The organism is uncultured Sulfitobacter sp., assembly GCF_947497275.1.
GTDB lineage: Bacteria > Pseudomonadota > Alphaproteobacteria > Rhodobacterales > Rhodobacteraceae > Sulfitobacter.
The window spans coordinates 54,941-80,319 of record NZ_CANMFS010000006.1; the positions used below are offsets into that span (position 1 = coordinate 54,941).

Annotated in this window: 20 protein-coding genes, 1 tRNA gene and 2 pseudogenes; 15 read left to right on the forward strand and 8 right to left on the reverse strand. The window is 61.1% G+C overall.

What is annotated here, in order from left to right:
* Nucleotides 1–225: 225 nt before the first annotated feature.
* A pseudogene (locus Q1A06_RS13335) lies at nucleotides 226–1,340 on the forward strand (IS3 family transposase).
* Between the two features lie 67 nt (nucleotides 1,341–1,407).
* On the opposite strand, the gene Q1A06_RS13340 reads toward Q1A06_RS13335, so the two are convergent.
* On the reverse strand, nucleotides 1,408–1,548 hold the full coding sequence (locus Q1A06_RS13340) for a BrnA antitoxin family protein (protein ID WP_299564407.1): 141 nt from the start codon (nucleotides 1,546–1,548) through the stop codon (nucleotides 1,408–1,410).
* Nucleotides 1,549–1,978: 430 nt separating this feature from the next.
* Here Q1A06_RS13340 and Q1A06_RS13345 point away from each other — a divergent pair, with 430 nt between their 5' ends.
* Together Q1A06_RS13345 and Q1A06_RS13350 are read left to right on the forward strand one after the other, a co-directional pair.
* Nucleotides 1,979–3,148: a TAXI family TRAP transporter solute-binding subunit gene (locus Q1A06_RS13345; RefSeq protein WP_299564410.1), complete on the forward strand. Its 1,170-nt coding sequence runs from the start codon at nucleotides 1,979–1,981 to the stop codon at nucleotides 3,146–3,148.
* Between the two features lie 92 nt (nucleotides 3,149–3,240).
* Entirely contained in the window at nucleotides 3,241–5,178 is a 1,938-nt protein-coding gene (locus Q1A06_RS13350; RefSeq protein WP_299564413.1) for a TRAP transporter fused permease subunit, read from the forward strand.
* A gap of 177 nt (nucleotides 5,179–5,355) precedes the next feature.
* Here the strand turns inward: Q1A06_RS13350 and Q1A06_RS13355 are convergent.
* Nucleotides 5,356–5,469, reverse strand: a pseudogene (locus Q1A06_RS13355) (IS3 family transposase); the annotation flags it as partial.
* 496 nt (nucleotides 5,470–5,965) lie between these two features.
* Nucleotides 5,966–6,051: transfer RNA gene (locus Q1A06_RS13360), tRNA-Leu, on the reverse strand.
* A gap of 167 nt (nucleotides 6,052–6,218) precedes the next feature.
* Between Q1A06_RS13360 and Q1A06_RS13365 the strand changes: the two genes are divergently transcribed.
* From Q1A06_RS13365 to Q1A06_RS13415, 11 genes are all read left to right on the forward strand, one after another.
* Nucleotides 6,219–7,205, forward strand: a complete 987-nt coding sequence (locus tag Q1A06_RS13365; protein WP_299564416.1) for a complex I NDUFA9 subunit family protein — start codon at nucleotides 6,219–6,221, stop codon at nucleotides 7,203–7,205.
* Entirely contained in the window at nucleotides 7,202–8,008 is an 807-nt protein-coding gene (locus Q1A06_RS13370; RefSeq protein ID WP_299564986.1) for an undecaprenyl-diphosphate phosphatase, read from the forward strand. Before Q1A06_RS13365 ends, Q1A06_RS13370 begins: the two co-directional genes overlap by 4 nt.
* Nucleotides 8,009–8,167: 159 nt before the next feature.
* Nucleotides 8,168–9,601 (forward strand): NAD(P)-dependent oxidoreductase, encoded by a 1,434-nt coding sequence (locus Q1A06_RS13375; protein WP_299564419.1) that lies wholly within the window; start codon nucleotides 8,168–8,170, stop codon nucleotides 9,599–9,601.
* A 96-nt stretch (nucleotides 9,602–9,697) separates the two neighbouring features.
* Nucleotides 9,698–10,600 (forward strand): NAD-dependent epimerase/dehydratase family protein, encoded by a 903-nt coding sequence (locus Q1A06_RS13380; protein ID WP_299564422.1) that lies wholly within the window; start codon nucleotides 9,698–9,700, stop codon nucleotides 10,598–10,600.
* Nucleotides 10,600–11,025 carry a GFA family protein gene (locus Q1A06_RS13385; RefSeq protein ID WP_299564425.1) on the forward strand — a complete coding sequence of 142 codons (426 nt, stop codon included), beginning with the start codon at nucleotides 10,600–10,602 and terminating at the stop codon, nucleotides 11,023–11,025. The genes Q1A06_RS13380 and Q1A06_RS13385 overlap by 1 nt, the downstream gene beginning before the upstream one ends.
* Complete coding sequence (gene gltB / locus Q1A06_RS13390; RefSeq protein WP_299564428.1) at nucleotides 11,022–15,554, forward strand: glutamate synthase large subunit; 4,533 nt, start codon at nucleotides 11,022–11,024, stop codon at nucleotides 15,552–15,554. The genes Q1A06_RS13385 and gltB overlap by 4 nt, the downstream gene beginning before the upstream one ends.
* A gap of 302 nt (nucleotides 15,555–15,856) precedes the next feature.
* Nucleotides 15,857–16,570 (forward strand): SGNH/GDSL hydrolase family protein, encoded by a 714-nt coding sequence (locus Q1A06_RS13395; RefSeq protein ID WP_299564431.1) that lies wholly within the window; start codon nucleotides 15,857–15,859, stop codon nucleotides 16,568–16,570.
* Nucleotides 16,571–16,589: 19 nt separating this feature from the next.
* On the forward strand, nucleotides 16,590–17,324 hold the full coding sequence (mtgA, locus tag Q1A06_RS13400; RefSeq protein ID WP_299564434.1) for a monofunctional biosynthetic peptidoglycan transglycosylase: 735 nt from the start codon (nucleotides 16,590–16,592) through the stop codon (nucleotides 17,322–17,324).
* Nucleotides 17,325–17,379: 55 nt separating this feature from the next.
* Nucleotides 17,380–18,045: a glutathione S-transferase family protein gene (locus tag Q1A06_RS13405; RefSeq protein ID WP_299564437.1), complete on the forward strand. Its 666-nt coding sequence runs from the start codon at nucleotides 17,380–17,382 to the stop codon at nucleotides 18,043–18,045.
* A gap of 37 nt (nucleotides 18,046–18,082) precedes the next feature.
* Complete coding sequence (gene queG, locus Q1A06_RS13410) at nucleotides 18,083–19,114, forward strand: tRNA epoxyqueuosine(34) reductase QueG (RefSeq protein WP_299564440.1); 1,032 nt, start codon at nucleotides 18,083–18,085, stop codon at nucleotides 19,112–19,114.
* An 11-nt stretch (nucleotides 19,115–19,125) separates the two neighbouring features.
* Nucleotides 19,126–21,132 (forward strand): hydantoinase/oxoprolinase family protein, encoded by a 2,007-nt coding sequence (locus tag Q1A06_RS13415; protein ID WP_299564443.1) that lies wholly within the window; start codon nucleotides 19,126–19,128, stop codon nucleotides 21,130–21,132.
* Between the two features lie 37 nt (nucleotides 21,133–21,169).
* On the opposite strand, the gene msrA is transcribed toward Q1A06_RS13415, so the two are convergent.
* The gene (gene msrA, locus Q1A06_RS13420) at nucleotides 21,170–21,676 is read right to left on the reverse strand and encodes a peptide-methionine (S)-S-oxide reductase MsrA (protein WP_299564446.1); all 507 of its coding nucleotides are present in this window, start codon (nucleotides 21,674–21,676) and stop codon (nucleotides 21,170–21,172) included.
* Nucleotides 21,673–22,122, reverse strand: a complete 450-nt coding sequence (gene msrB, locus Q1A06_RS13425; RefSeq protein ID WP_299564449.1) for a peptide-methionine (R)-S-oxide reductase MsrB — start codon at nucleotides 22,120–22,122, stop codon at nucleotides 21,673–21,675. Before msrB ends, msrA begins: the two co-directional genes overlap by 4 nt.
* Before the next feature lie 139 nt (nucleotides 22,123–22,261).
* Here msrB and Q1A06_RS13430 point away from each other — a divergent pair, with 139 nt between their 5' ends.
* The gene (locus tag Q1A06_RS13430) at nucleotides 22,262–22,789 is read left to right on the forward strand and encodes a glutathione peroxidase (protein WP_299564452.1); all 528 of its coding nucleotides are present in this window, start codon (nucleotides 22,262–22,264) and stop codon (nucleotides 22,787–22,789) included.
* Between the two features lie 37 nt (nucleotides 22,790–22,826).
* Here the strand turns inward: Q1A06_RS13430 and Q1A06_RS13435 are convergent, their stop codons facing one another.
* The 3 genes from Q1A06_RS13435 to Q1A06_RS13445 all read right to left on the reverse strand — a co-directional run bounded on the left by Q1A06_RS13435 (nucleotide 22,827) and on the right by Q1A06_RS13445 (nucleotide 25,279).
* Nucleotides 22,827–23,696, reverse strand: a complete 870-nt coding sequence (locus tag Q1A06_RS13435) for a DMT family transporter (protein ID WP_299564455.1) — start codon at nucleotides 23,694–23,696, stop codon at nucleotides 22,827–22,829.
* A gap of 64 nt (nucleotides 23,697–23,760) precedes the next feature.
* Nucleotides 23,761–24,855 (reverse strand): histidine kinase dimerization/phosphoacceptor domain -containing protein, encoded by a 1,095-nt coding sequence (locus Q1A06_RS13440; protein WP_299564458.1) that lies wholly within the window; start codon nucleotides 24,853–24,855, stop codon nucleotides 23,761–23,763.
* 133 nt (nucleotides 24,856–24,988) lie between these two features.
* Complete coding sequence (locus Q1A06_RS13445) at nucleotides 24,989–25,279, reverse strand: HU family DNA-binding protein (RefSeq protein ID WP_299564461.1); 291 nt, start codon at nucleotides 25,277–25,279, stop codon at nucleotides 24,989–24,991.
* Between the last annotated feature and the right edge of the window lie 100 nt (nucleotides 25,280–25,379).

The window sequence follows — 25,379 nt, forward strand, 5'->3', positions numbered from 1 at the left end:
CTCAAGGATGCCGTTTTCAAGGTAGGGCATATGACAGAAACGGCCGATACTGGTGAAAAACTCTGCTCGTTTTCGGTAGTTGTCACACGAGGCCGTGGGCTTGCGCAAAAGGGTCCCAGTTCTTATCCGGGTGCCAGTCGTACTCGCTCCACGTCGCTACCCGTGACCTGCCACGAGATTTTTCCTCCATCTGCGATTAGAGTCCGCCCCAAGGAAGGGGGGGCCATGAAGCGAACGAGATACACGGAAGAACAGATCATCAGCATTTTGAACGAGCATGTGGCAGGCGCGAAGTGTGCCGATCTATGCCGCAAGCACGGGATGTCGGAAGGCACCTCTTATTCCGGGAAGGCGAAGTTTGGTGGGATGACGGTGTCGGATGCCAAACGGCTCCAGGCGCTCGAAGACGAGAATGCAAAGCTGAAGAAGCTCTTGGCCGAGCAGATGCTGGACACGGCGGCGATGAAGGAACACTTGTAAAAAAAATGGTAGGGCCCGCGGTGAAGCGCGAAGCCGTTGCGCATCTGCAGGCCAAGCTGGGCCTGTCGGAGCTGCGCCAGCGGCTGCGGGATCTGGCCAATGAACGCCGTCGGTTTGGCTATCGGCGTCTGTTCGTGTTGCTGCGCCGCGCGGGCGAGCCGTCAGGGATCAATTGAATCTACCGGCTGTATCGAGAAGAAGGGTTCACGGTGCGCAAACGGCGCGCCAGGCGCAAGGCGGTAGGAACCCGGGCACCGATCTTGGTCGAGGCCCGGCCCAATGCGCGTTGGTCACTGTATTTTGTCCATGACCCGATCGCCTGCGACCGACGGTTCCGCATCCTGAACGTGGTTGATGATGTGACCCGGGAATGTCTGGCGGCAATCCCGGACACTTCGATCTCCGGGCGGCGTGTTGCGCGGGAATTGGCGGCCCTGATCGAACGGCGTGGAAAGCCTGGCATGTTTGTCAGCGACAACGGCACCGAACTGACCAGTAACGCGATCTTAAGCTCTGCCGCGGATCGCAAGATTGAATGGCACTACATCGCACCGGGCAAGCCCATGCAAAACGGTTTCGTGGAAAGCTTCAATGGGCGCATGCGCGATGAGTTGCTCAAAGAGACGATGTTCCGAAACATGGCGCATGCTTGTGCCGTGATCCGGGCCTAGGTTGCAGACTTCAACGAAGCACGCCCGCATTCGGCGCTCGGCTACCAGACGCTCAAGGCATTCGCCGAATACCTCATTACCGTGACCGACACCCGCGCCGCGCGATCTGCAAGCTACGCGCGGATGTCGGTTGCTCCACTTGCGCCAATCGGGGTATCAACTCAAAGGGCTCTGGTTCCAAGTGGATGAAAGTTCATTGGCAGGTCACCCGCTATAGCGCTGCGGCCTTGCGCAATGCATCGTTGATCCGTCTTTGTCAGCCAGAACCTTCCGCCTTGAACGCCTCGATGATGTCCAGGTCAAGGCGGATCGTGATAGATACCTTCGTGACATCTGCCCTCGGCCGTGTGCGGCGCCGGAAAGATCTGCGACCGGACACACCGCAACAAAAAAACATCCCAAAAAGGCGTTGTTTGCCGCGGATTTCATCGCTGACCGCTATATTTCAGTCCGCAAAACCCTGGTGCAGACAGAATGATCCGATCAGCCGACGCGCGACAAACCGCAAACTGCGGAATGAAGTTCCGATCTGCGGTATTGGCACAACGTAATTATCCCCCTAAGCTGATTCCATGATCGAGTCGGATCCCTTCGGGAGGAAGGTGTCCGGCGATGTGAGAACATCGGGTTGGATCGGGTGTGCCCGATCTCGCTGGAAAAAGCGATCTGCTTTGGGGAGGGCAAGTTTCATGAACAGAAAGACGCACCGTTGGCATCTGGAGCTTGGAACAGCATCCAGTGCGCTGATTCCTGCGCCGTACATGACTGTGGCTTTCCCGAACACCTTTAAAAAAAGCAAACGGGAGTAAACGTGTATGAATGGATTTATGAAATCTGCTGTCGGAGCCGCCGTTCTGGCGGTCGGGCTGTCAGGCGGTGCCCACGCGCAGGATTATGATTGGCCGCGCCTGATGGTCATCGCCACGCCGGGAACGTCGACAGGCAGCTTTGCATCGACCAACGGTTGGGGTCCCGTGTTTCAGCAAGAGACAGGCACCACCGTCCGAATCGTCCCTGAAGACAGCGAATTGATGCGCAACAAGCGCCTGACGGACCGCAAGGACGTTGCGATCGCATCTGTTTCTGCCGCCGAGATCGCGTCGCAGACCGAAGGCATCGGCGGGTATGCGTCGGCAAAAGCCATTCCGCAGCGAATTTTGTGGCACCACAACGATACGCCATGGGGCTTTGTCGTGGCGGGCGATTCCGACATCGAAACGCTCCAGGACATCGGCAAAGGCGGCGTGCGTGTGACGTCGGGTGTATTCTCGCCCGCGATCGTATCGGTTGTGACAGAGGCGTTGCCGGGGTTTATTGGCCTGACGCCCGAAGAAGCGCAGGAAACGATCACTTACGTGCCTGCGTCGAGCTATGGCGAGAACTGCCGTTCCGTGATCGAAGGCAAATCTGATGTGGCCTATTGCTCGCCCATTTCGTCGGTCCTGTCCGAGATGGAAGGCGCACCGGGCAGCATTCGCTGGTTGGAAATGGACCCTGCGGACAAAGAGGGCTGGAACCGGTTTCTGGATTATCGGGGGATGACTATACCCACGAATGTCTCCATGGGCGTCAAGACGGCGCAAGGCGTGGATTCGATGACATCCAACTTTGTCTACGCCGTTCCGGTGACGGCGGATGCGGATTTTACGTACAACATGGCGAAGTGGCTGCATCAGTCGCATGATGCCTACAAGGGAACGCACGCGCTTGCCTCTCGGATGTCCATCAAGCAATTCCGCGATTTCCTGAATGCCAATCCCATTCCGATCCACGAAGGAACCGTGAAGTACCTGCGCGAGATCGGTGAATGGAGCGATGAGGATGATGCGTGGAATCAGGAGGCCATCGAGAAGATGGATGCTTGGGTTGCGGCGCGTCAGGCCGGAATGAAAGCCGCGATGGAGCAGGGTGTCGAAATCAACTTCGAAAACGAAGAGTTTCTGAACATCATGGCCGACCACACCGAAGGCCTGAAGACTTTCCGCTCACGCCTGTAAGCGCGTTCTTATAACTTTCGGACGGAGCGGTGATGCCGCTCCGTCCTCTTTCGCAACGCATGCCGACAGGCTTTCATATCGGGGACCAGCACATGTCAGAAACGCAGACCAATGCCGCCACGCAGCCGGATCAGGATGAAAGCGGGGAAATGTCGCGTCTCGGGGGGCTGTTTTCCTGGACCAGCATTGCATTTACTGTTCTGTGTACCGGCGGAATCGGCCTTGGTCTCGCCTATGCGTTCGGTGTTCCGATCGCGGGCCAGCGTCTGATCGAAGGTCAGTATTACTGGGTCTTCATCGGCATATTTCTTGCAGCGTCCTTCATCGCGCTGCCAGGTCGGCGCGCGCAGACTTCCGTTCCGATCTATGACGTCATCGCGGCGCTGGTGTCTTTCGGAATCTGCATGTGGTTTTCGGCCCATGCGTGGGAGATCGTCCAGGCCGGATGGACCAATTTCTACGCCGGTGTCGTGCTTTGGGTGCTGATGCTGGAAATTGCACGGCGCTCTGGCGGGTTTCCCTTCCTGCTCGTGGTTTTCATTCTCGGATTGTATCCGCTTTTCGCGGATTACTTTCCGGGTCTGCTCATGGGGATCCCCTATAGTTTCGAACGTATGATCGAAGCCCATGTGTTCCGCACCGAAGGTTTGATGGGCATCACAACCAAGATCGTGGCGGAAATCGTACTCGGCTTTCTGGTTTTTGCGGGGGTTCTGATCGCGACGGGGGCGGGGCAGTTCTTTATCGATATCGCAAACGCGGGTTTCGGCAAATACCGCGGCGGGTCGGCCAAGGTCTCGGTCGTGGCAAGCGCATTTTTCGGCTCCCTTTCGGGGTCGATTTTTTCGAATATCGCGGGCACAGGCTCCATCACCATTCCGACTATGAAAAAGGCCGGCTACCCGCCCCATTACGCGGGCGCTATCGAGGCGTGCGCCTCCACGGGCGGCGTCGTGATGCCGCCGGTGATGGGTGCCATCGCCTTTGTCATGGCGATCACGATCGGCGTTGATTACGCCACGATCATGGTTGCTGCGATCCTGCCGTCGTTCCTGTTCTATTTCGGCCTGTTGCTGCAAGTTGACGGGTATGCGGCGCGCAAGGGTCTGGTTGGCATCGCACCGGAAAACCTGCCGTCCGCGCGCAATGTGATGAAGCGCGGCTGGCCGTTTCTCATCGTCATGGTGTTTCTTGTCTGGGGGCTGCTGTGGATGCGGTGGGAGTATTACGCGCCCTGGTACGCAAGCGGCCTCATGATCGCGCTGAGTTTCCTGCAGCGCGAGACAATGATGACCCCGAAACGGTTGTTCGAGACACTGCGCCAGGTCGGTATCCTCGTTACGCAGACCGCAGCCATCATCATGCCCATCGCCTTCGTGGTCAGCGCGCTGACGATCACCGGTGTGACCGGGTCGATGACATCGGGTCTCGTCGCGCTGGGTGGCGACAACGTCTTTCTGATCATCGCGCTGGGTGTACTGGCATGTTTCATCATGGGTATGGCTGGCCTGGCGATCGTCGCGTACATCTTTCTTGCTGTGACGCTTGCACCCGCGATCATCGAAATCGGTGGGCTCAATACGGTCGCCGTCCACTTCTTTATCGTCTACTACGCCATGCTGTCGGTCATCACGCCACCGGTAGGGGCGGCCGCATTCCTTGCGGCAACAATTGCAGGAGCCAGACCGATGAAAACTTCCTTTACAGCGATGCGCCTTGGCGTGGTGATCTATTTCATACCGCTGTTCTTCATGTTCCAGCCCGCATTGGTGCTGCAAGGGGATCTGACGCCGCTGATCTATGTCCTGCCGTCAATCATCGTCGGCATCATCCTGCTGTCCGGCGGATTGGAGGGGTATTTGCTAGGTGTAGGTAGGGTAAAACCCCTGCTGCGGCTGCCGCTCGCTGTGGCTGGCTTTGCCTTCAGCTTTCCGGGACTCATCACGACGCTGGTCGGCGGCATCGCTTCCGCAATCCTGATCATGCTGGTTTGGAAGGAGAACAATAAACAAACAGAGGCCGCGACTTAGGTCTCGCCGCGCTGACCGGATCTTTCTGACCGCAGGGAAACGATCCAGTCGCCCCGGTGATCCCGCCCATGTGATGCCTGTCACTCACAGCTGATCAGATGATCGCCTCGAGCTGTCGCCGATCCAACGTGCTCAGCGACAATCTGGCTTCCCGCCATATCAATCAAAGTGGCGTATGTAGCCAATTCGGGCCGAGATGCCCGCTAAGCTGGCCAGACGCGCAACTCGGTTTCCAGAACAGGTCTCACCTTGATCCAGAAGGTCGTCGCGCAGCTTGCGATACCCGTAAACCTTGCGCCTAACTGTTCATGCCCGGTGAATCAGGCCCATTTGACGCGCGTCTTCCTGCACGTGCTGACGCAACGGTTCTTTAAGCCATGCATGAGCTCACGGAAACGCTCAGCCAGCACACGACACAATGACCGCACGGAAAAACTGCGCAAGATGCGCCTCAATAACTGCGTACCCCACCAAGGCTACCCCTCGAAGTACTCGCTCGCCTTTATTCAGATTGTGGGCTCTGAGGTAACTCTTGCAAATTCCCGCTTCAACCGTGTCATCTCGTCCAACTGTTCCAATTCGTCTCGTACAAGCCGGAGGCTTCGAAAACTGCGGTTTCCATATGTGCAATGATCTGGTGCTGACACAGATAGTATGAAGCTCGGTTCCAAGACATCTTCCAATTAGGCTGTAAGATGTGAACGTCACAGGCAATGCGGGGCAACTTCACGGAAAATTCGTCGAAAACCTTCAAAATCGAGTATACTCGACTTCAAGGGTTGGCGAGTGGTGCCCAGGAGAGGACTCGAACCTCCACACCGTTGCCAGTACTAGCACCTGAAGCTAGCGCGTCTACCATTCCGCCACCTGGGCACATATCGTGTGGGGTGCGTCTACGGCGGGAATACGGTGGTGTCAACGGGATTTCACAGCAGGATCGCAAAGTTCTGGCCAGCGAAACGGGCAGCACCTTTTTGCGCCTTGTTTGGAGGGCCATGGAACGGTACATCAGGGCCTGAAAAGCGGCGGAAGGACATGGCATGTCGAAACTCGTGACTATTTATGGCGGCTCCGGCTTTGTCGGGCGTTATGTTGCCCGGCGGATGGCCAAGGAAGGTTGGCGCGTCCGCGTGGCCGTGCGCCGTCCGAACGAGGCGATCTTTGTCCGTACCTACGGTGTCGTCGGACAGGTTGAGCCTGTACTGTGCAACATTCGGGATGACGCTTCTGTCGCCACCGTGATGCGCGGCGCGGATGCTGTTGTGAACTGCGTCGGTGTTCTTGCCGAAAACGGGCGCAATACCTTCGATGCGGTACAGTCGACCGGACCGGAGCGGATTGCACGGATCGCAGCCGAGACTGGTATCGGGCGCATGGTTCATATCTCCGCGATCGGGGCCGATATGCAAAGCGATAGCGATTATGCGCGCACCAAGGCGGAAGGCGAGGCTGGCGTGCTCAAGCACCAGCCAGACGCGGTGATCCTGCGCCCGTCGATCGTCTTCGGGCCCGAAGACGCGTTTTTTAACCGCTTTGCGAATATGGCGCGCTTCGGCCCGGTCCTTCCTGTTGTCGGTGCGAAAACCATGTTCCAGCCGGTCTATGTAGATGATGTCGCGCGGGCGGCGGTCGAGGGTGTATTGGGCAATGTCGGGGGCGGGGTCTATGAACTTGGCGGTCCGCAGAAAATGGCGTTTCGTGATCTGATGAAGATGATGCTTCAGGTAATCCGGCGTCGCCGTGCTGTCATGAATATCCCGTTCTTCGTGGCCTCCGCGATGGCCTTCGTGTTCGATATGGTGCAGACAATGACTGGGGGCATTGTGCGTAATGGCATGATCACGCGCGATCAGGTCAAGAATCTGCGGAACGACAATGTTGTGGCGCAGAATGCGACAGGGTTCGAGGCGTTTGGCATCGAACCGACCGAAATGATTCTGGTCTTGCCGGAGTATTTATGGCGTTTCCGGCCATCGGGTCAGTATGACGCGATCAAGGAATCGGCCCGCAACCTGCGCTCCAGCTGATGGAGAGTACGACGCTCGTCGCGGCCTTTCTCGGGCTGTTGGAGGGGCTGACCGAGTTCATTCCCGTTTCTTCGACGGGTCATATTCTTTTGGCCGGCCATTTTCTGGGGTTCGACAGCGCGGGCAAGACCTTTGAGGTCGTTATCCAGCTTGGTGCGGTGCTGGCGATCCTGACGATATACGCGACACGCCTGGTTTCCATTTTCGCGGCGGCGCCCCATGATCCGAAGGCGCGGCGCTTTATCCTGTCCGTGCTGGTGGCGTTTCTGCCCGCCGTTTTCATCGGCGTTCTCGCGCATGACTTTATCAAGACGGTGCTGTTCGAGACGCCCAAGCTGATCGCGATCATGCTCATCCTCGGCGGGATTGTACTAATTTTCGTGGACCGGATTGCACCTGAGCCGGTGCATGAGGATGCGATGGAACTGCCGATTCCGATGGCGATCAAGATCGGATTTATTCAGTGTCTGGCCATGATCCCGGGCGTTTCGCGGTCGGGGGCGACCATTGTCGGCGCCCTGATGCTGGGTGCGAGCAAGCGGGCGGCGGCAGAATTCTCTTTCTTCTTGTCGATGCCTACGATGGCAGGTGCCTTCGCCTACGATCTCTACAAGAATCGCGAAGTTCTTGATATTTCCGCGATGGGAGAGATCGCCGTCGGCTTCGTCATGGCGTTTATCAGTGCGGTATTTGTCGTGAAATGGCTGCTTGGCTATGTAAGCCGGAATGGATACGCTTTGTTTGGCTGGTGGCGTATTGTGGTGGGATCTGCTGCTTTGATTTTTCTTTTCAGCGGGTTCTGACCCAAAAGGGATTGATCGGACCTAATTCGGACGCGAAAATTGATGCGGACTACAGCAAAAGCGAAAAAATCTTTAATATAGGTCAGCATTGCTGCCTTTTATTCCAGTCAACGATCCGATATGCGGTGAGCCTGACGGGAATCTTAGGAACTGTGCGCCATGGCCAAGCAACCGATGTTGAAATTCACGAGTGTCGAACGGGATATGCCGGAGAAGCGGCCTCCCAATCTGCGCCGCGAGGATTTCAACGAGATTTATGCGGAATACGCCGATGCGAAGGCGAAGGAGCAGTCGAGCCGGTGCAGTCAATGTGGCGTACCCTATTGTCAGACCCACTGTCCGCTGCAAAACAACATCCCTGACTGGCTGCGACTGACGGCCGAAGGACGGTTGCACGAAGCGTATGAAGTTTCACAGGCCACGAACACCTTCCCCGAAATCTGTGGACGCATCTGTCCGCAAGACCGTCTGTGTGAAGGCAACTGCGTGATCGAGCAATCGGGCCATGGCACCGTGACCATTGGGGCGGTCGAGAAGTACATCACCGATACCGCGTGGGAAAAGGGCTGGGTCAAGCCCATTTCGCCCGCTCAGGAGCGCGCGGAGAGCGTTGGTATCATCGGCGCGGGCCCGGGTGGGCTGGCCGCGGCGGATGCGTTGCGACGGCAGGGCGTGCAGGTTACGGTCTATGATCGTTACGACCGCGCGGGCGGGTTGCTGACCTACGGCATTCCCGGTTTCAAGCTGGAAAAGGACGTGGTTATGCGGCGCAATGCGCAGCTTGAAGAAGGCGGCGTGACGTTCAAGCTGAATTGCAACGTGGGTGAAGATATCACCTTTGACGAGATCCGCAGCACCCATGACGCGGTGATCATCGCGACCGGCGTTTACAAAAGCCGTGATTTGCAGGCGCCGGGTGTCGGTGTCCCCGGTCTGGTGCGGGCCATTGATTTCCTGACCGTGGCGAACAAGAAAAGCTTTGGCGACGAGGTGGCCGAATTCAACGACGGCAGCCTGAACGCGCAGGGCAAGAAGGTGGTTGTCATCGGCGGTGGCGATACGGCGATGGATTGTGTCCGCACGTCGATCCGGCAGGGTGCGACCAGCGTGAAATGTCTCTATCGTCGCGACCGTGCCAACATGCCGGGCAGCCAGCGCGAGGTGGCAAATGCCGAAGAGGAAGGCGTTGTTTTCGAATGGCTTTGCGCGCCGAAGGGCTTTACCGGTGATCCCGTCAACGGCGTGATGGTGCAGAAGATGCGCTTGGGTCAACCCGACGCAACGGGCCGTCAGGCGCCTGAGATCATCGAGGGATCCGACTATGTCGAAGAAGCGGATCTGGTGATCATGGCGCTGGGGTTCGAGCCGGAAAACCTGCCGAAGCTCTGGGGCTGTGACGATCTGCCGGTGAACCGCTGGGGCACTGTGAAAGCGGATTATATCACGGGCCGGACCTCGGCCGAGGGGGTGTATGCGGTAGGCGACATCGTGCGCGGTGCGTCGCTTGTTGTCTGGGCGATCAAGGACGGGCGCGATTGTGCCGAAGCGATCCTGGAACAGTTGAACGGCGCGGCTGCCGTCGCGGCGGAGTAACACCGAGATCATGAGGCGGCAGCGCGTACACAGAACGTACACAGAAGCGGCATACACCGCGACGCCGGTGCGCGATGCCGGTGACGGGTCGCTGCCGTGAGCGTGCCACATGCAAATGACCGGACCGTTGCCGTCGTGGGCGCGCGCAGCGAGATCGGGCAGCACCTGCTGCCGATGCTGCGCGATGCCGGATGGCAAGTCCGCGCGATCTCCTCGCGCCCGCCGCAAGGTGTCGGTGTGGCGGGGATCGATTGGTACCGGCGCGACGTCGCGGCGCAGGCGTTCCCGCAAACGCGGGCGTGGATCTTTATCGCGCCGATCTGGATCGTTCCGGACTGGTTCGACCGGATGAAGGCGGGCGGGGCGCACAGGGTCGTGGCTGTGTCGTCGACCAGCGTCACGACCAAGACAGACAGCTCGACCGACGCGGAACGCCGGACCGTGGCGCGGTTGACGCAGGGAGAAACCGCGCTGCGCGACTGGGCACAGGCGCAGGGCGTCGGCTGGACCGTGTTGCGCCCGACGCTGATCTGGGGCGGTGGCAGTGACAAGAACATCTCGGACATCGCGCGGGTCGCGCGGCGGCTCGGCTTTCTGCCGATGCCGGGGGGCGGGCGCGGGTTGCGCCAACCGATCCATACTGCCGATGTGGCGGCGGCCTGTGCGGGCGCATTGCACAGCGATACGGCGTCGGGCCACAGCTATGACATTCCGGGTGGTGAAACGCTGAGCTATGCGGAAATGGCGCGGCGGGCGTGCATCGCCGCGACGGGCCGCGCGCGGCTGTTGCGGTTGCCGGTGTGGTCGGCGCGCGCGGCGATCCGCGCCGGGCGCCGGTTGAAGGGGAACACCCATTGGACGCCGGACATGATCGACCGGATCAACCGCGACATGGTGTTTGACGCTGCACCTGCCAAGCGTGATCTGGGACACAGCCCCAGAGGATTCGCGCCGGTGCACAGCGATGTGCGTCGTGACGTTGTGCGGGGAGAACGGTGATGGGCGCGCGCAGCCAGGGGCGCTGCTTGTGCGGTGCGGTGACCGTTAATGCAATGCTGGGTGCGCGGCTGCGCGCGTGCCATTGCGAGATGTGCCGCCGCCACTGTTCGGGGCCGTTCTTTTCGGTCGAGACGGTGGGCGATTCAGCCGAGGTGACGGGGCCGGTGCAGGTCTTCGGCTCGTCCCCTTGGGCCGAGCGGGCGTTCTGTTCCACCTGCGGTTCGACGCTGTGGTACGCAACCCTACATGACAAGCACCGAAATTTTTCCGCCGGCCTGTTCGAAGACGCAGGCGGCGCCACGCTGGATATCGAATTTTTCGCCGACAGTTGCCCGCAAGGGTACGCGCTGGCCGGTAACCATCAAAAACTGACCACGACAGAGACAATCGCGCTTTTTGCGCCGGATGAAGGAGATGCCAAATGACCGTTTATGATGACGCATGGGTGGCCCGCGAGGAAGCAAAGCGCGCGATGATGGCCGAAAAGGGTCTTTATTCCCCCGAAGAAGAGCATTCCTCGTGCGGGGTGGGCCTTGTGGTCAACATCGACGGGTCGCGGTCGCGCGAAGTGGTCGAAAACGGGATCAAGGCGCTCAAGGCGATCTGGCATCGCGGTGCCGTGGACGCGGATGGCAAGACCGGCGACGGGGCGGGCATCCATGTGCAGATTCCGGTGAATTTCTTCTATGATCAGGTCAAACGAACGGGCCACACTCCACGCAAGGACGAGTTGATCGCGGTCGGCCAGGTGTTTCTGCCGCGCACGAATTTCGGCGCACAGGAAACCTGCCGGACCATCGTCGAAGCCGAAGTGCTGCGCATGGGCTATTACATCTATGGCTGGCGGCATGTGCCGGTGAACGTCGATTGTCTGGGCGAAAAGGCGAACGCGACGCGCCCCGAGATCGAGCAGATCCTGATTTCGAACGCCAAGGGCGCGGACGAGGAAACATTCGAGCGTGAGTTGTACGTGATCCGGCGGCGCATCGAGAAGGCGGCGCTGGCTGCGCAGGTACCGACTCTGTACATCGCGTCGATGTCGTGCCGGTCGATCATCTACAAGGGCATGATGCTGGCGCAGGACGTGGCCGAGTTCTATCCCGATCTGATGGATGCGCGGTTCGAGTCCGCATTTGCGATCTATCACCAGCGCTATTCCACGAACACCTTCCCGCAGTGGTGGCTGGCGCAGCCGTTCCGGATGCTGGCGCACAACGGCGAGATCAACACGCTCAAAGGCAACCTGAACTGGATGAAAAGCCACGAGATCCGGATGGCGTCCGCCACATTTGGCGACATGGCCGAGGATATCAAGCCGATCGTAGCCGCCGGATCGTCGGATTCCGCCGCACTCGATTCGGTGTTCGAGGTTCTGGTGCGCGCAGGCCGGTCCGCGCCGATGGCGAAAACCATGCTGGTGCCGGAATCCTGGTCCAAGCAGGCGGTGGAACTGCCGCAACCGTGGCGTGACATGTACTCCTACTGCAACTCGGTGATGGAGCCGTGGGACGGTCCTGCGGCGCTGGCAATGACCGATGGGCGCTGGGTCTGTGCGGGGCTTGACCGCAACGGGCTGCGCCCGATGCGTTTTGTCGTGACATCCGATGGCATGCTGATCGCGGGATCCGAGGCCGGGATGGTGCCGCTGGACGAGGCGCGGGTGGTGCGCAAGGGCGCGCTGGGGCCGGGGCAGTTGCTGGCCGTGGATATGGAAGACGGTACGCTGTACGACGATACCGAGATCAAGGACCGGCTGGCCAACGCGCGCCCGTTCGGTGAATGGGTCGGCAAGATCAACGAGCTGGACGATGCGCTGGCCGGTGTCACCGAAAAGCCGTTGTTTGAGGGCAACGAGCTGCGCCGTCGGCAGATTGCCGCCGGGTACACCATCGAAGAGCTGGAGCAGATCCTTGCGCCGATGGCCGAGGACGGCAAGGAAACGCTGGCCTCGATGGGGGATGATACGCCGTCGGCGGTGCTGTCGACGAAATACCGTCCGCTGAGCCATTTCTTCCGCCAGAACTTTAGCCAGGTGACCAACCCGCCGATCGACAGCCTGCGCGAATTTCGTGTGATGAGCCTGAAGACGCGGTTCGGGAACCTCAAGAACGTGCTGGAGGAGAGCAGCAGCCAGACCGAGATCCTGGTGCTGGACAGCCCGTTCGTCGGCAACGCGCAATTCGACGCGTTGCTGCGCAATTTCAACGCCGATCTGGTGACAATCGACTGTACGTTTGCGCCGGGACGCGGGAACCTGAACGCGGAATTGTTCCGCATTCGGGATGAAGCCGAAGATGCCGTGCGCTCGGGTGCGGGTCACATCGTTCTGACCGACCAGAACAGTGGCGAGGGCCGTGTGGCGATGCCGATGATCCTGGCGACCAGTGCGGTGCATTCGCATCTGATCCGCAAGGGGCTGCGCACCTTTACCTCTCTCAACGTGCGGTCCGCCGAATGTATCGACCCGCATTATTTCGCTGTGCTTATCGGGTGCGGTGCGACGGTGGTGAATGCCTATCTGGCCGAAGATTCGCTGGCCGACCGGATCGGGCGCGGATTGATGGACGGTGATCTGACGAGCGTGATCGCGCGCTACCGCGAGGCGATTGATCAGGGGCTGCTCAAGATCATGGCGAAGATGGGGATTTCGGTGATTTCCTCCTATCGCGGTGGCCTGAACTTTGAGGCGGTGGGTCTGAGCCGTGCAATGGTCGCCGAATTCTTCCCCGGCATGACCAGCCGGATCAGCGGGATCGGCGTCAGCGGCATTCAACACAAAACCGAAGAGGTCCATGCAAAGGGCTGGGCCGGGACAGATACGGTGATGCCCATCGGTGGTTTCTACAAATCGCGCGCCAGCGGAGAGACCCACGCATGGGAGGCGACGTCGATGCACATGATGCAGGCGGCGTGCAACCGGGCCTCCTATGAGATGTGGAAGCAGTATTCGGCGAAGATGCAGAGCAATCCGCCGATCCATTTGCGCGATCTGATGAACTTCAAGGCGCTGGGCAAGCCGGTGCCGATCGAGGAGGTCGAGAGCATCACGTCGATCCGCAAGCGGTTCGTGACGCCGGGGATGAGCCTTGGGGCGCTGAGCCCGGAGGCGCACAAGACGCTGAACGTGGCGATGAACCGGATCGGCGCGAAATCCGACAGTGGCGAGGGCGGCGAGGATCCGGCGCATTTCCTTCCCGAATCCAACGGCGACAACCCGTCTGCAAAGATCAAGCAGGTGGCGTCGGGGCGTTTCGGCGTGACGGCGGAATACCTCAACCAGTGCGAAGAGCTGGAGATCAAGGTGGCGCAGGGTGCCAAGCCCGGCGAGGGCGGCCAGCTGCCCGGCATGAAGGTGACGGAGCTGATCGCACGGCTGCGACATTCGACGCCGGGTGTCACGCTGATCTCGCCGCCGCCGCACCATGACATCTATTCCATCGAGGATCTGGCGCAGCTGATCTATGATCTCAAGCAGATCAACCCGCGCTGCAAAGTGACGGTCAAGCTGGTCGCATCCAGCGGCGTCGGCACGATTGCCGCCGGGGTGGCCAAGGCCAAGGCGGACATCATCCTGATCTCGGGGCATAACGGTGGCACCGGCGCGTCGCCCGCGACGTCGATCAAATACGCCGGTTTGCCGTGGGAGATGGGCCTGACCGAGGCGCATCAGGTTCTGAGCATGAACAATCTGCGCGGCCGCGTAACCTTGCGCACCGATGGCGGGTTGCGCACCGGCCGCGATATCGTGATGGCCGCGATGCTGGGGGCCGAGGAATACGGCATCGGCACCGCAGCCCTGATCGCGATGGGCTGTATCATGGTGCGCCAGTGCCAGTCGAACACCTGCCCCGTGGGTGTGTGTACGCAGGACGAAGATCTGCGCGCCAAGTTCACCGGCACGGCAGACAAGGTCGTCAACCTGATCACGTTCTATGCGACCGAAGTGCGCGAAATCCTCGCCTCCATCGGGGCGCGCAGCCTCGACGAGGTGGTCGGTCGTGCGGATCTGTTGGCGCAGGTGAGCCGCGGATCGGCGCATCTGGACGATCTGGATCTTAACCCGCTGCTGATCTCGGTCGATGTGGAGCGCGACGTGGTCTATGACCGCAACAAACCGCGCAACGCGGTTCTGGATACGCTGGACGCGCAGATCGTGAACGATGCGGCGCGGTTCCTTGAGGATGGTGAGAAGATGCAGCTTTCCTATGCTGTGCAGAACACGCACCGCACGGTCGGCACGCGGACATCAAGCCATATCGTCAAACGGTTCGGGATGCGCAACGACTTGCAGCCCGATCACCTGACGGTCAATCTGGCCGGGTCTGCCGGGCAGTCGCTGGGTGCCTTCGCGGCACCGGGGCTCAAGCTGGTGGTGGCAGGTGATGCCAACGATTACGTCGGCAAGGGATTGTCGGGCGGGACCGTCGTGGTGCGCCCTCCGATGTCAAGCACCGTGGTCGCGTCGGAGAACACCATCATCGGCAACACTGTGCTGTACGGTGCGACCGACGGCTATCTCTTTGCCGCCGGGCGTGCGGGGGAGCGGTTTGCGGTGCGCAACTCGGGTGCGCGGGTCGTGATCGAGGGATGCGGGTCGAACGGGTGCGAGTACATGACGGGGGGCGTGGCCGTGATCCTTGGCGATATTGGCGCGAACTTCGGCGCGGGCATGACCGGCGGGATGGCGTATATCTACGATCCCGAAGGCCGTGCGCTGAACCGGATGAACCTTGAGACGCTTGTCACCTGTGCCGTGACGCAAGACCATTGGGAAGAACAGCTACGCACTCTGGTCGAGCGGCATATGGAGGAAACAGGCAGCCGCAAGGCGGCGACGATCCTGCAAAACTGGGACATGGAGAAGGAGAGCTTTCTGCAGGTCTGCCCGAAAGAGATGCTCAGCCGTATCCCTGCGCCATTGGGGATCGAGCCGGAAGCCGTTCCGGCGGAATGATCGCCGTCGGGCGGCAGGACCCGTTTCGGTGTTCTGCGGATGGCGGAGGGGGCGAGCGTCTTCTCCGTCGGTCCACCCGCTGCGCGCGCAGTGATCCCGAAGTGGCGCGAAGGGCCTGAATGTTCGTCTGACCGTCATGCTGCGGGCGACAGTATCCATTCCGATGAGGCGTTTTGCAGGGGCATCGGTGAGTTCCAGCGCCCGACTGCGCTGCATATGGTGGGGCGAGCGTGGCCCGTTGTGACGCAACGTGACATCGGAGCACTCTTTACGTGCTGAAACCCTGGCTTAATTTGCTCGTGATGCGCACTATATTTCCCCTCCGACGCTTCTTTGCCGTTTTGGTCGCCGTTCTTTCGCTCGGTGCCTGTTCCGCCGTTTCCATCCCGCAGGATGGGGATATTCTGGTGATCGGCGATTCGATCATGGCATGGAACCAGAGCAGCAGGCAGGCGATACCGGACGAGATCGCGAATGCGCTGGGCCGTGAAGTGCATTCCCGCGCGGTTGCCGGGGCGAAGTTCGACAACAGCTCTGCCTTGATGTCGGCGGTGGGATTCGACATTCAGACGCAATATCACGGCGGGCGGTGGAACTGGATCGTGCTGAACGGCGGGGCGAACGATCTGGGGTTCGATGACTGCAACTGTGGCGATTGCAGTGTGGTGGTTCAAAGGCTGATCTCGGATGACGGGCGGCGGGGCGAAATTCCCGCTTTTCTTGATCGGTTGCAGCCGTCAGCTGCGCATATTCTATGGATGGGGTATTATGCGTCGCCCGGCACCACCTTCAAAGCGTGCGGCGATGATCTGCTCGAACTGGAGCGGCGGGTGATGTTGTATCTCGACCGGGTGCCGGACGGATATTTCGTTGACGCACGTAGGTTCATTGACCCCAAGGATTCCAGCCTTTTCGCCAGTGACAATACCCATCCGTCGCCTGAAAGCAGTGCCATTCTGGGCACGGCGCTGGCCGAAGTGATTGCGAGTGTCGAGGCGCGTTCCAAAAACCGTTGAAGCGATCTATAGCTCTCGCATGGCAAAAAGCACGACCCGCGCATCGAAGGCAAAAAAGAAACCCGATCCCAAACCAAAGCTTTCCCTGCGGCGCAGGGTACGGCGCGTGGTGTGGGGGGGTGTGGCACTCGCGTTTCTGGTGGTGGTGGCGGCGGTTCTGCTGGGCCGGGTCGCGAACCCGCCGACGACCGCCTATATGTTCAGCGAAAGCCGCCGGTTGGGCGGTGTTGACCATCAATGGGTCCAAATGGACCGGATTGCGCCGGTTATGGCGCGTGCCGTTGTCGCGGCAGAGGACGCGAATTTCTGCGAGCACTGGGGTTTCGATCTGAACGCGATCAAGGCGGCGATTGCCGAAGGGTCCAACCGGGGGGCTTCGACGCTCAGCCAGCAAACGGTCAAGAACGTCTATCTCTGGCATGGCCGAACCTGGGTGCGCAAGGCCATGGAGGCCGGCATCACCCCGATTCTCGAAGCCCTCTGGCCGAAACGACGGATACTTGAAGTGTATCTGAACGTTGCGGAATTCGACGAAGGCGTCTTTGGTGTGGCGGCTGCGGCGCGGCACTATTTCGGTGTCGCACCCGACGTCCTGAGCGCGCAGCAGGCGGCACAGCTGGCGGCCATCCTTCCGTCGCCGAAAACGCGCAGTGCGTCACGGCCCACCCCGTACCTCAAGAAACGCGCGGCGCAAATCCGCGCAGGGGCTGCGACAATACAGGGCGACGGGCGTGCCGACTGTTTCGAGAGTTGAATAATCCCCGCGTTAAAGGCATCTAGGGACCATTCCCAGTTGTAACGGATTGACCATGGCCCGCCTGTTCCACGTTCCCCTTTCTCCCTTTTGCCGCAAGATCCGGCTGAGCCTTGCGGAAAAGAAGATCGAGGTGGAGCTGGTCGAGGAACGGTATTGGGAGCAGGATCCCGATTTCCTGCGCCGCAATCCGGCGGGCAAGGTGCCGGTGCTGCGTCTTGACGGGATCATGATGTCGGAAAGTGCCGCGATTTGTGAATACATCGAGGAGACGCGGCCGGAGCCGAGCCTGCTGCCGAGTGATCCGGCGCAGCGGTTGGAGGTGCGCCGGATGGTCAGCTGGTTCGATGACAAGTTTCACCATGAAGTGACGTCGAAACTGCTGTATGAGCGGGTCAACAAGAAGATGATGAAACAGGGCTATCCCGACAGCAAGAACGTCAAGGCGGGTGCCCGTGCGATCAAGTATCATCTGGGCTATATGACGTGGCTTCTGGATCATCGGCGCTGGCTGGCGGGGGATGTGATGACGCTCGCGGATTTCGCGGCGGCGGCGCATCTTTCCTCGCTCGATTATATCTCGGACGTGGATTGGAAAAGCTGCCCCGAGGTGAAGGATTGGTATGCCAAGATCAAATCGCGGCCCGCGTTCCGGTCGATCCTTGCCGATCAGGTGCCCGGATTTCCGCCGCCCAAACAGTACAACGATCTGGATTTTTGATACCCGCGCTGACGCTGGATCGAGACTTGGATGAAACATGGATCTTAAGGCGCGGCTGATACGGCAAGCTTTGGACGAGGGATTCGTGGCGTGCCGCGTGTGCCGGCCCGATGCCGTGCCGGAAGTCCCGGCGCGGCTGGATGCCTTTCTGGAGGCCGGATATCACGGACAAATGGGATGGATGGAAGAGCGGCGCAGTTGGCGGGGCGATCCGTCGGCGCTGTGGCCCGAGGCGCGGTCGGTGATCATGCTGGCCGAGAGCTATGCGCCCGAGCATGATCCGCTGGCGGTGCTGGACAGCCCCGATCTGGGTGCGGTTTCGGTCTATGCGCAGGGGCGCGATTACCACGATATCGTCAAGAAACGGCTCAAACGGCTGGCGCGCTGGCTGATCGACCAGGAACCGTGCGCCGTGAAGGTGTTCGTGGACACGGCACCGGTACCGGAAAAGGCGTTGGCACAGGCGGCCGGGCTGGGGTGGCAGGGCAAGCACACCAATGTGCTGAGCCGGGATTGGGGGAATTGGGCCTTTTTAGGCTCTGTTTTCACCACGCTTGACCTTGAACCCGACGCGCCCGAAGTGGACCATTGCGGCAGTTGCACCGCGTGTCAGGACGTTTGCCCGACCAATGCGTTTCCCGCGCCCTACAGGCTCGATGCGCGGCGCTGCATCTCGTACCTCACGATCGAGCACAAGGGGCCGGTGGACGTGGATCTGCGCGCGGCGCTGGGCAACCGGATTTACGGGTGCGACGATTGTCTGGCGATCTGTCCGTGGAACAAGTTCGCCGTGGCGGCGAGCGACATGCGGTATCATGGCGGGGCTGGAGGATCTCTTGCGGAACTCGCGATGCTTGACGATGCCGCGTTCCGCGCGCGGTTTTCCGGATCACCGATCAAACGCATCGGGCGCGACCGGTTCGTGCGCAATGTGCTTTACGCCATCGGAAATTCGGGGAATGTGACGTTGGCAGAGGTGGCACGGGATATGTGCGACGATGCAGATGCGACCATTGCGGATGCGGCCCGGTGGGCGGTCCAGCGGTTGTCGCGGGCTCGCGATATTTGAGGGAGACGGCGATGGCGCTGCTTTTGGGTGTGGATACGGGCGGCACCTATACGGACGCCGTGATCCTGCGCGACGAAGTGGAGGTGATCGCGAGCGCAAAGGCCCTGACAACGCGGCACGATCTGGCGATTGGCGTCGGCGCAGCGGTGCGCGCGGTACTGGCGCAATCGGGGGTCGCTGCGGGCGATATCGGGCTGGCGTCACTGTCCACTACGTTGGCGACCAATGCGCTGGTCGAGGGGCAGGGCGGGCGCGTCGCTCTGATCTATATCGGTTTCCGGAAGCGGGATCTGGAGGCACACGGGCTTGCGGCGGCGCTGAAGGGGGATCCGTCTATCGTGCTGGAAGGCGGTCATAATCACGCTGGCGCGGAGGCTGCGCCTTTGGATGAGGAGGGCTTGCGCGACTTTCTGACAGCGCATGGCGCTGGTGTCGGAGGTTTCGCCGTGGCGGCGCAATTCGCAACGCGCAACCCTGCGCATGAGGTGCGGGCGATGGCGCTGGTCGCGGAGATGACGGGGCGTCCGGTATCGGCCTCGCACCAGTTGTCGGCCAAGCTCAACGGACCCAAACGCGCGATGACGGCGGTGTTGAATGCGCGCCTGATCGGGATGATCGACCGGCTGATCGGACGGGCGGAGGATACGCTGATTGATCTCGGTATCCATGCGCCGTTGATGGTGGTGCGGGGGGACGGCGCCCTGATTTCCGCCGCGCAGGCCCGTGAGCGTCCGATCGAGACGATCCTGAGCGGGCCTGCCGCGTCGATTGTCGGGGCACGGTGGCTGACCGGGGCGACCGATGCGCTTGTCTCCGACATAGGGGGGACAACGACGGATGTGGCGCTTTTGCGCGGGGGGCGGCCCGCGATTGACCCGTCAGGCGCGCGGGTGGGGCCGTACCGCACCATGGTCGAGGCTGTGGCGATGCGCACGACCGGTCTTGGCGGAGACAGCGAGGTGCATTTCCTGACCGAAGGGTTGGCGGGGGGTGTCACATTGGGTCCGGGCCGTGTGGTGCCCGTGTCACTGGTGGCAATGGACGCGCCGGAGATGGTGCACCGCGTGCTGGACGCACAGCTGCGCAATGCTCTGCCGGGGGAGCATGACGGACGGTTTGTGCGGGCGGTCGCGGGGCAGACGGTGGAAGGGCTGGCCGGGCGCGAGGAAGGGTTGCTTGGGCGGATCGGCGATGGTGTGCATCCATTGGGCGATGTGCTGCGCAGCCGGATCGAGACGGGGGCGTTGGCGCGGTTGGTGGCGCGGGGGCTGGTGCAGGTGAGCGGCGCGACCCCGTCGGATGCCGCGCATGTGTTGGGATGGGCGGACGCGTGGGATGCGGAGGCGGCGGAAAAGGCGCTGGCGCTGTTCGCGCGGCGGCGGACCGGTTCCGGTGACCGGTTGGCGCAGACGCCGCAAGAGATGGCAAAGCTGATCGTCGCGCAGGTGCATGACCAAACCGCCCTGGCTTTGCTGGAAGCGGCGTTCGCAGAAGAAGATGCGGACTTTGGCAGCGCGCCCGAAACTCTGGCGCGACACGTTCTGATTCAGCGCGGGTTGGGCGGCCATCGGGGTCTGGTGCGGATCGAAACCGGCCTTGGTGTGCCGGTGGTTGGTCTGGGTGCCTCGGCCAGCACCTATTACCCGGCGGTGGGCGAACGGTTGGGGACGCGGATGATCCTGCCTGAACATGCCGGCGTCGCGAACGCCATCGGGGCTGTCGTCGGACGTGTGACCATGCGCAAAATCGGCACGATCACATCACCGGGCGAGGGGAAATTCCGGGTGCATCTGGTTGACGGCCCGATTGATTTTTCCCGGTCGGAAGAGGCGATGACCCATCTTGAGGGCATCTTGCGCCGCGATGCCATTGCTGCGGCGGATGCGGCGGGCGCGCAGGATGTACACGTCAGCGTGAACCGGGATGTGCGCACCGCCGGAGTGGAGGCGCGGGATGTGTTCGTCGAAGCGCAAGTAACAGTCGAGGCGACAGGCCGTCCGCGCGTCGCGCACGGTTAAGTCGCCCGGCCCGTCGAAGGCCGGGCGGACAGGGTGATTATTCAGCCGCCGCGCGCTTGGGTAGGACCCAGTCGGCACGCGGGAAATGGCAGGTGTATCCGTTGGGAATCCGTTGCAGATAATCCTGATGTTCGGGCTCCGCTTCCCAGAAATCGCCAACCGGTTCAACCTCTGTTACCACTTTGCCGGGCCATATACCGGAGGCTTCGATGTCTGCAATCGTGTCAAGAGCTGTCGCCTTCTGGTCGTCATTCTCGTAATAGATCGCCGAGCGGTAGCTCATGCCACGGTCATTGCCCTGCTGGTTGAGCGTGGTGGGGTCGTGAATCTGGAAGAACAGCTCCAGAAGTGCACGATAGCTCAGCACATCGGGATCGAAGATCACCTCGATCGCTTCGGCGTGGGTGCCGTGATTGCGATAGGTGGCATTGGGCACATCGCCGCCGGAATAGCCGACGCGGGTCGATAGCACGCCTTTGCGTTTGCGGATCAGGTCCTGCATGCCCCAGAAACATCCGCCTGCCAGTACTGCACGTTCACTCATGCCGCGTCCTCCACTTGGTTCAGGTAATCGCCGTAGCCTTCTGCCTCCATATCGTCGCGGTGGATGAAGCGGAGGGAGGCCGAGTTGATGCAATAGCGCAGGCCGCCGCGATCCTGTGGGCCGTCCGGGAAGACGTGGCCGAGGTGGCTGTCGCCGTGGGCGCTGCGTACTTCGGTGCGCACCATTCCCAGCGAGCGGTCCTGAATCTCCTCGACATGGGCGGGTTCGATCGCCTTGGTAAAGCTGGGCCAGCCGCAGCCGCTTTCGTATTTGTCGGCGGATGCGAAAAGCGGCTCGCCGGATACGATATCGACGTAGATGCCCGGCTCCTTGTTGGACAAGAGCTTGCCGGTTCCGGGGCGTTCGGTGCCGCTTTGCTGCGTTACGTGGAACTCCTCTGGGGACAGTCTGGCGATGGTGTCGGGGTCTTTGGTGTACTGTGGCATGGGTCTCTCCTTGCGCGGTTCCTGGCCTACTAGATGGGGCTTTTCGGGAAAAATCAAAGGGGGATCGCGCAGCGGTGATGAAACTCTGCGCATGTCTGCTACGTGAGGTAAGGACAGGACGTTCGACAGGAGGATTGGAATGCGCTGGATTATCGGACTGATGGCGGCTCTCTGGGCCGGAATGGCCGCCGCCTCGCCGCTGGAGACAAGTTTTCCATCCATCGACGGGGGGACGATTGCGCTGAGCGACTACAGGGGGCAGCCCGTCTTGGTGGTGAATACCGCGTCGCAGTGTGGGTTCACACCGCAATACGAGGGCCTGCAGGCGCTTTGGGAGACCTATCGTGATCAAGGTCTTGTGGTGCTTGCCGTGCCGTCCGACGATTTTAACCAGGAGCTTGAGAGTGCCGCCGAGGTCAAGGAATTTTGCGAAATCAACTTTGGACTGACCCTGCCTATGACGGACATGCAGCATGTCAGGGGGCCGCAGGCGCATCCGTTTTATAAGGCAGTCGCGGCGGAGACGGGATTTGTGCCCGGCTGGAATTTCAACAAGGTCCTGATCGGTGGCGATGGTCAGGTCGTCGGAACATGGGGGTCTGTCACGCGGCCGCAGTCAAAGACGATCAGGGGCGAGATCGAGAAGGTATTGAACAGCGGGCGCTGAGGGATCCGACGCGGGCGGAAATGCCCGCGCTGCGCACTCAGGCCTTTTTCTGCCGCGACAGCTGGACGGCAAGGATGCCCGCCGCGATGATTGCGACACCCACCACATCGCGCGGCCCCAGTTTTTCGCCCAGCAGCACCGCGGCAATGGCGACGCCGAAGAATGGATTGAGGAAGTGGAACGTCGCGGCGCGGGTAGCACCGATCCGCCCGACCAGCAGAAACCATACGAATGTCGCGGCAAGGCCGGGCACAAGGCAGGTGTAGACGAAGGCGATCGCCAGCGGCCAGCTTGGGTCGACACGCGGTGTCTCGAACGCCAGTGTAGCGACGGTCAGTGCGGCGCAGCCCACGAGCATCTGCAAGCCGACCACCATCAGCAGGTTGCCACCCGACGAAGCGCCGCGCACGGTCAGCGTGGCGATGGTCAGGGCAAGCACACCGATCACGCACAGGACGACGCCGGTGATGTCGACGCCCTGGTCGATACGCGCGCCCATGATCAACAGGACACCGCCCAGACCGGCGAGAAGCCCGATGATGCCGGTCTTTCCCAACCGTTCGCCCATGAATGCCCAAGCGGCGAAGGCGACCATCAGCGGCATGGTGGATGCGATGATGGCGGCAAAGGAGGCTTCGATGGTCTGCATCGCAATGAAGAACAGGCCAAGGTACACGGCGTTCTGCAAAATGCCGAAAACGATTGTCGCGCGCCATTGTGCCCGCGTGAGATACCAGGACTGGCCAAGCGCGCGGGCCAGCGCGATGCCGATGATGCCTGACACGAGGTAGCGCAGCGACAGGGCGAACATCGGCGAGGCGTATTCCACGATGATCCGGGCGGATGTAAATGCCGAGGACCACATCAAAGCAAAGGCCAGGCCCATGCCGATCGCGCGTAAATCCATGATATGTACCTGCGTTCCTGCGTCGCGCGACCATCTGCCAGACCGGGGCAAAGTGCAACCTTTGCTAGGGCGCGGGAAAGACCAGCGTCATGCGTGCGCCCTGCGGCGTCAGATCGGTCGTCACCGCACCGCCGAGGCTGGATGCGGCGGCGGCCACGATGCTGCTGCCGATGCCGCGTGCGCGCGACGGGGCTGCGGGTGCGTGCTGCGACCCTGTGCCGGTATCGGACGCGTGCAGTGCGAGCTTTCCCGCGTCCGTGTGGGCCAGTGAGATATCGACGGCACCCTCGGCATTGCCCGGAAACCCGTGTTTGAGCGCGTTGGCGACGAATTCCGACACGATCACGCCCAGATCGCTTGCGGCGGTCGAGGGCATCAGGACATCTTCTGCGCGTAAGGTCAGGCGGATGTTTTCCGGCACGGTCTTGCGAAGGTTGTCGATGAGTTCGGAAAGGTAGTCCGCAACCTGCACCGTTCCGTCAATGCTGTTGGACTGAAGCTGTTCGTGGAGCGCCGACATCCCGTCGAGCCGTCGCTGGACGGCTTCGAGTGCTTCGCGCGCGGCCTCGTCGCCGACCCCCCGTCCGTACAGCCGCACGAGCGATGCGGTGGCTTGCAGGGAATTCTTGACGCGGTGGTCCATCTCGGCGCGCATGGTTTCCTCGTTGCGCAGCGCGCGTTTGAGTTCGAGCTGTTTGACGATTTGTGTCGCCATGATCACCAGCGTCCGACGCTGGAACGGGGTCAGCTTGCGCGGGGCGTGATCCAGTACACACAGCGTTCCCAGCGGCAGCCCGTTGGGTGCGGTCAGGGGCGCACCGGCGTAGAAGCGCAGCGGCGTTCCTTCGTGAAGCAGCGGGTTGTGCTTGGTGCGGGCATCGATGCGGGTGTCTTCGACTTCGAGAATGCCGTCGCCGAGAATCGCGTGCGCGCAGACGGATTCAGTGATCGGCGTCTGCGCAAGGTCCAGACCCTTGCGCGCCTTGAACCATTGGCGGTGTTCGTCGACAAGCGAGATCAGGACGACAGGCACGTCCAGAAACTCTGCGACCCAGTCGACCAGATCGTCGAAATCGGCCTCGGGGGCGGTGTCGAGAACCTCGAACTGCGCGAGAGTGGCAAGTCTTTTTGTATTCTTGGGATGTTGCGGTGCGCGCATGGGGTCACTTTGGTCAGTTGTCTTGTTGATGTCGCCATCGCCGTGCGGCAGGCAGAGGCGGTGGCCGTCGGTCGAATACGAAAAAGGGGTCGCTATAACCGGCGACCCCTTTGCGAACGTGCCCCGCGGGGACTTATTCGTTGACACTGTCTTTCAGGGCCTTCGCGATGGTCATCTTGACGACCTTGTCCGCGTCCTTCTTGAACTGTTCGCCGGTCGCGGGGTTACGCACCATCCGCTCGGGGCGTTCGCGGCAATAGATCTTGCCGACGCCGGGCAGGGTCACTGCGCCGCCGCCGGAGACTTCGCGGGTGATCAGCGCGCATACCGCATCCAGTGCGTTGCCTGCGGATTTCTTGTCTGTGTCCATCTCTTCGGCCAGTGCGGCGACGAGCTGCGTCTTTGTCATTGGTTTGGTTGCCATCTTATGTGTCTCCTTCGACCGCCCGAATGTTGGGCCTCACGCCGGGAATGTAACGGTATGTAGTAATCAAACACAACGAATAGTGGCATCTATTCCAGCA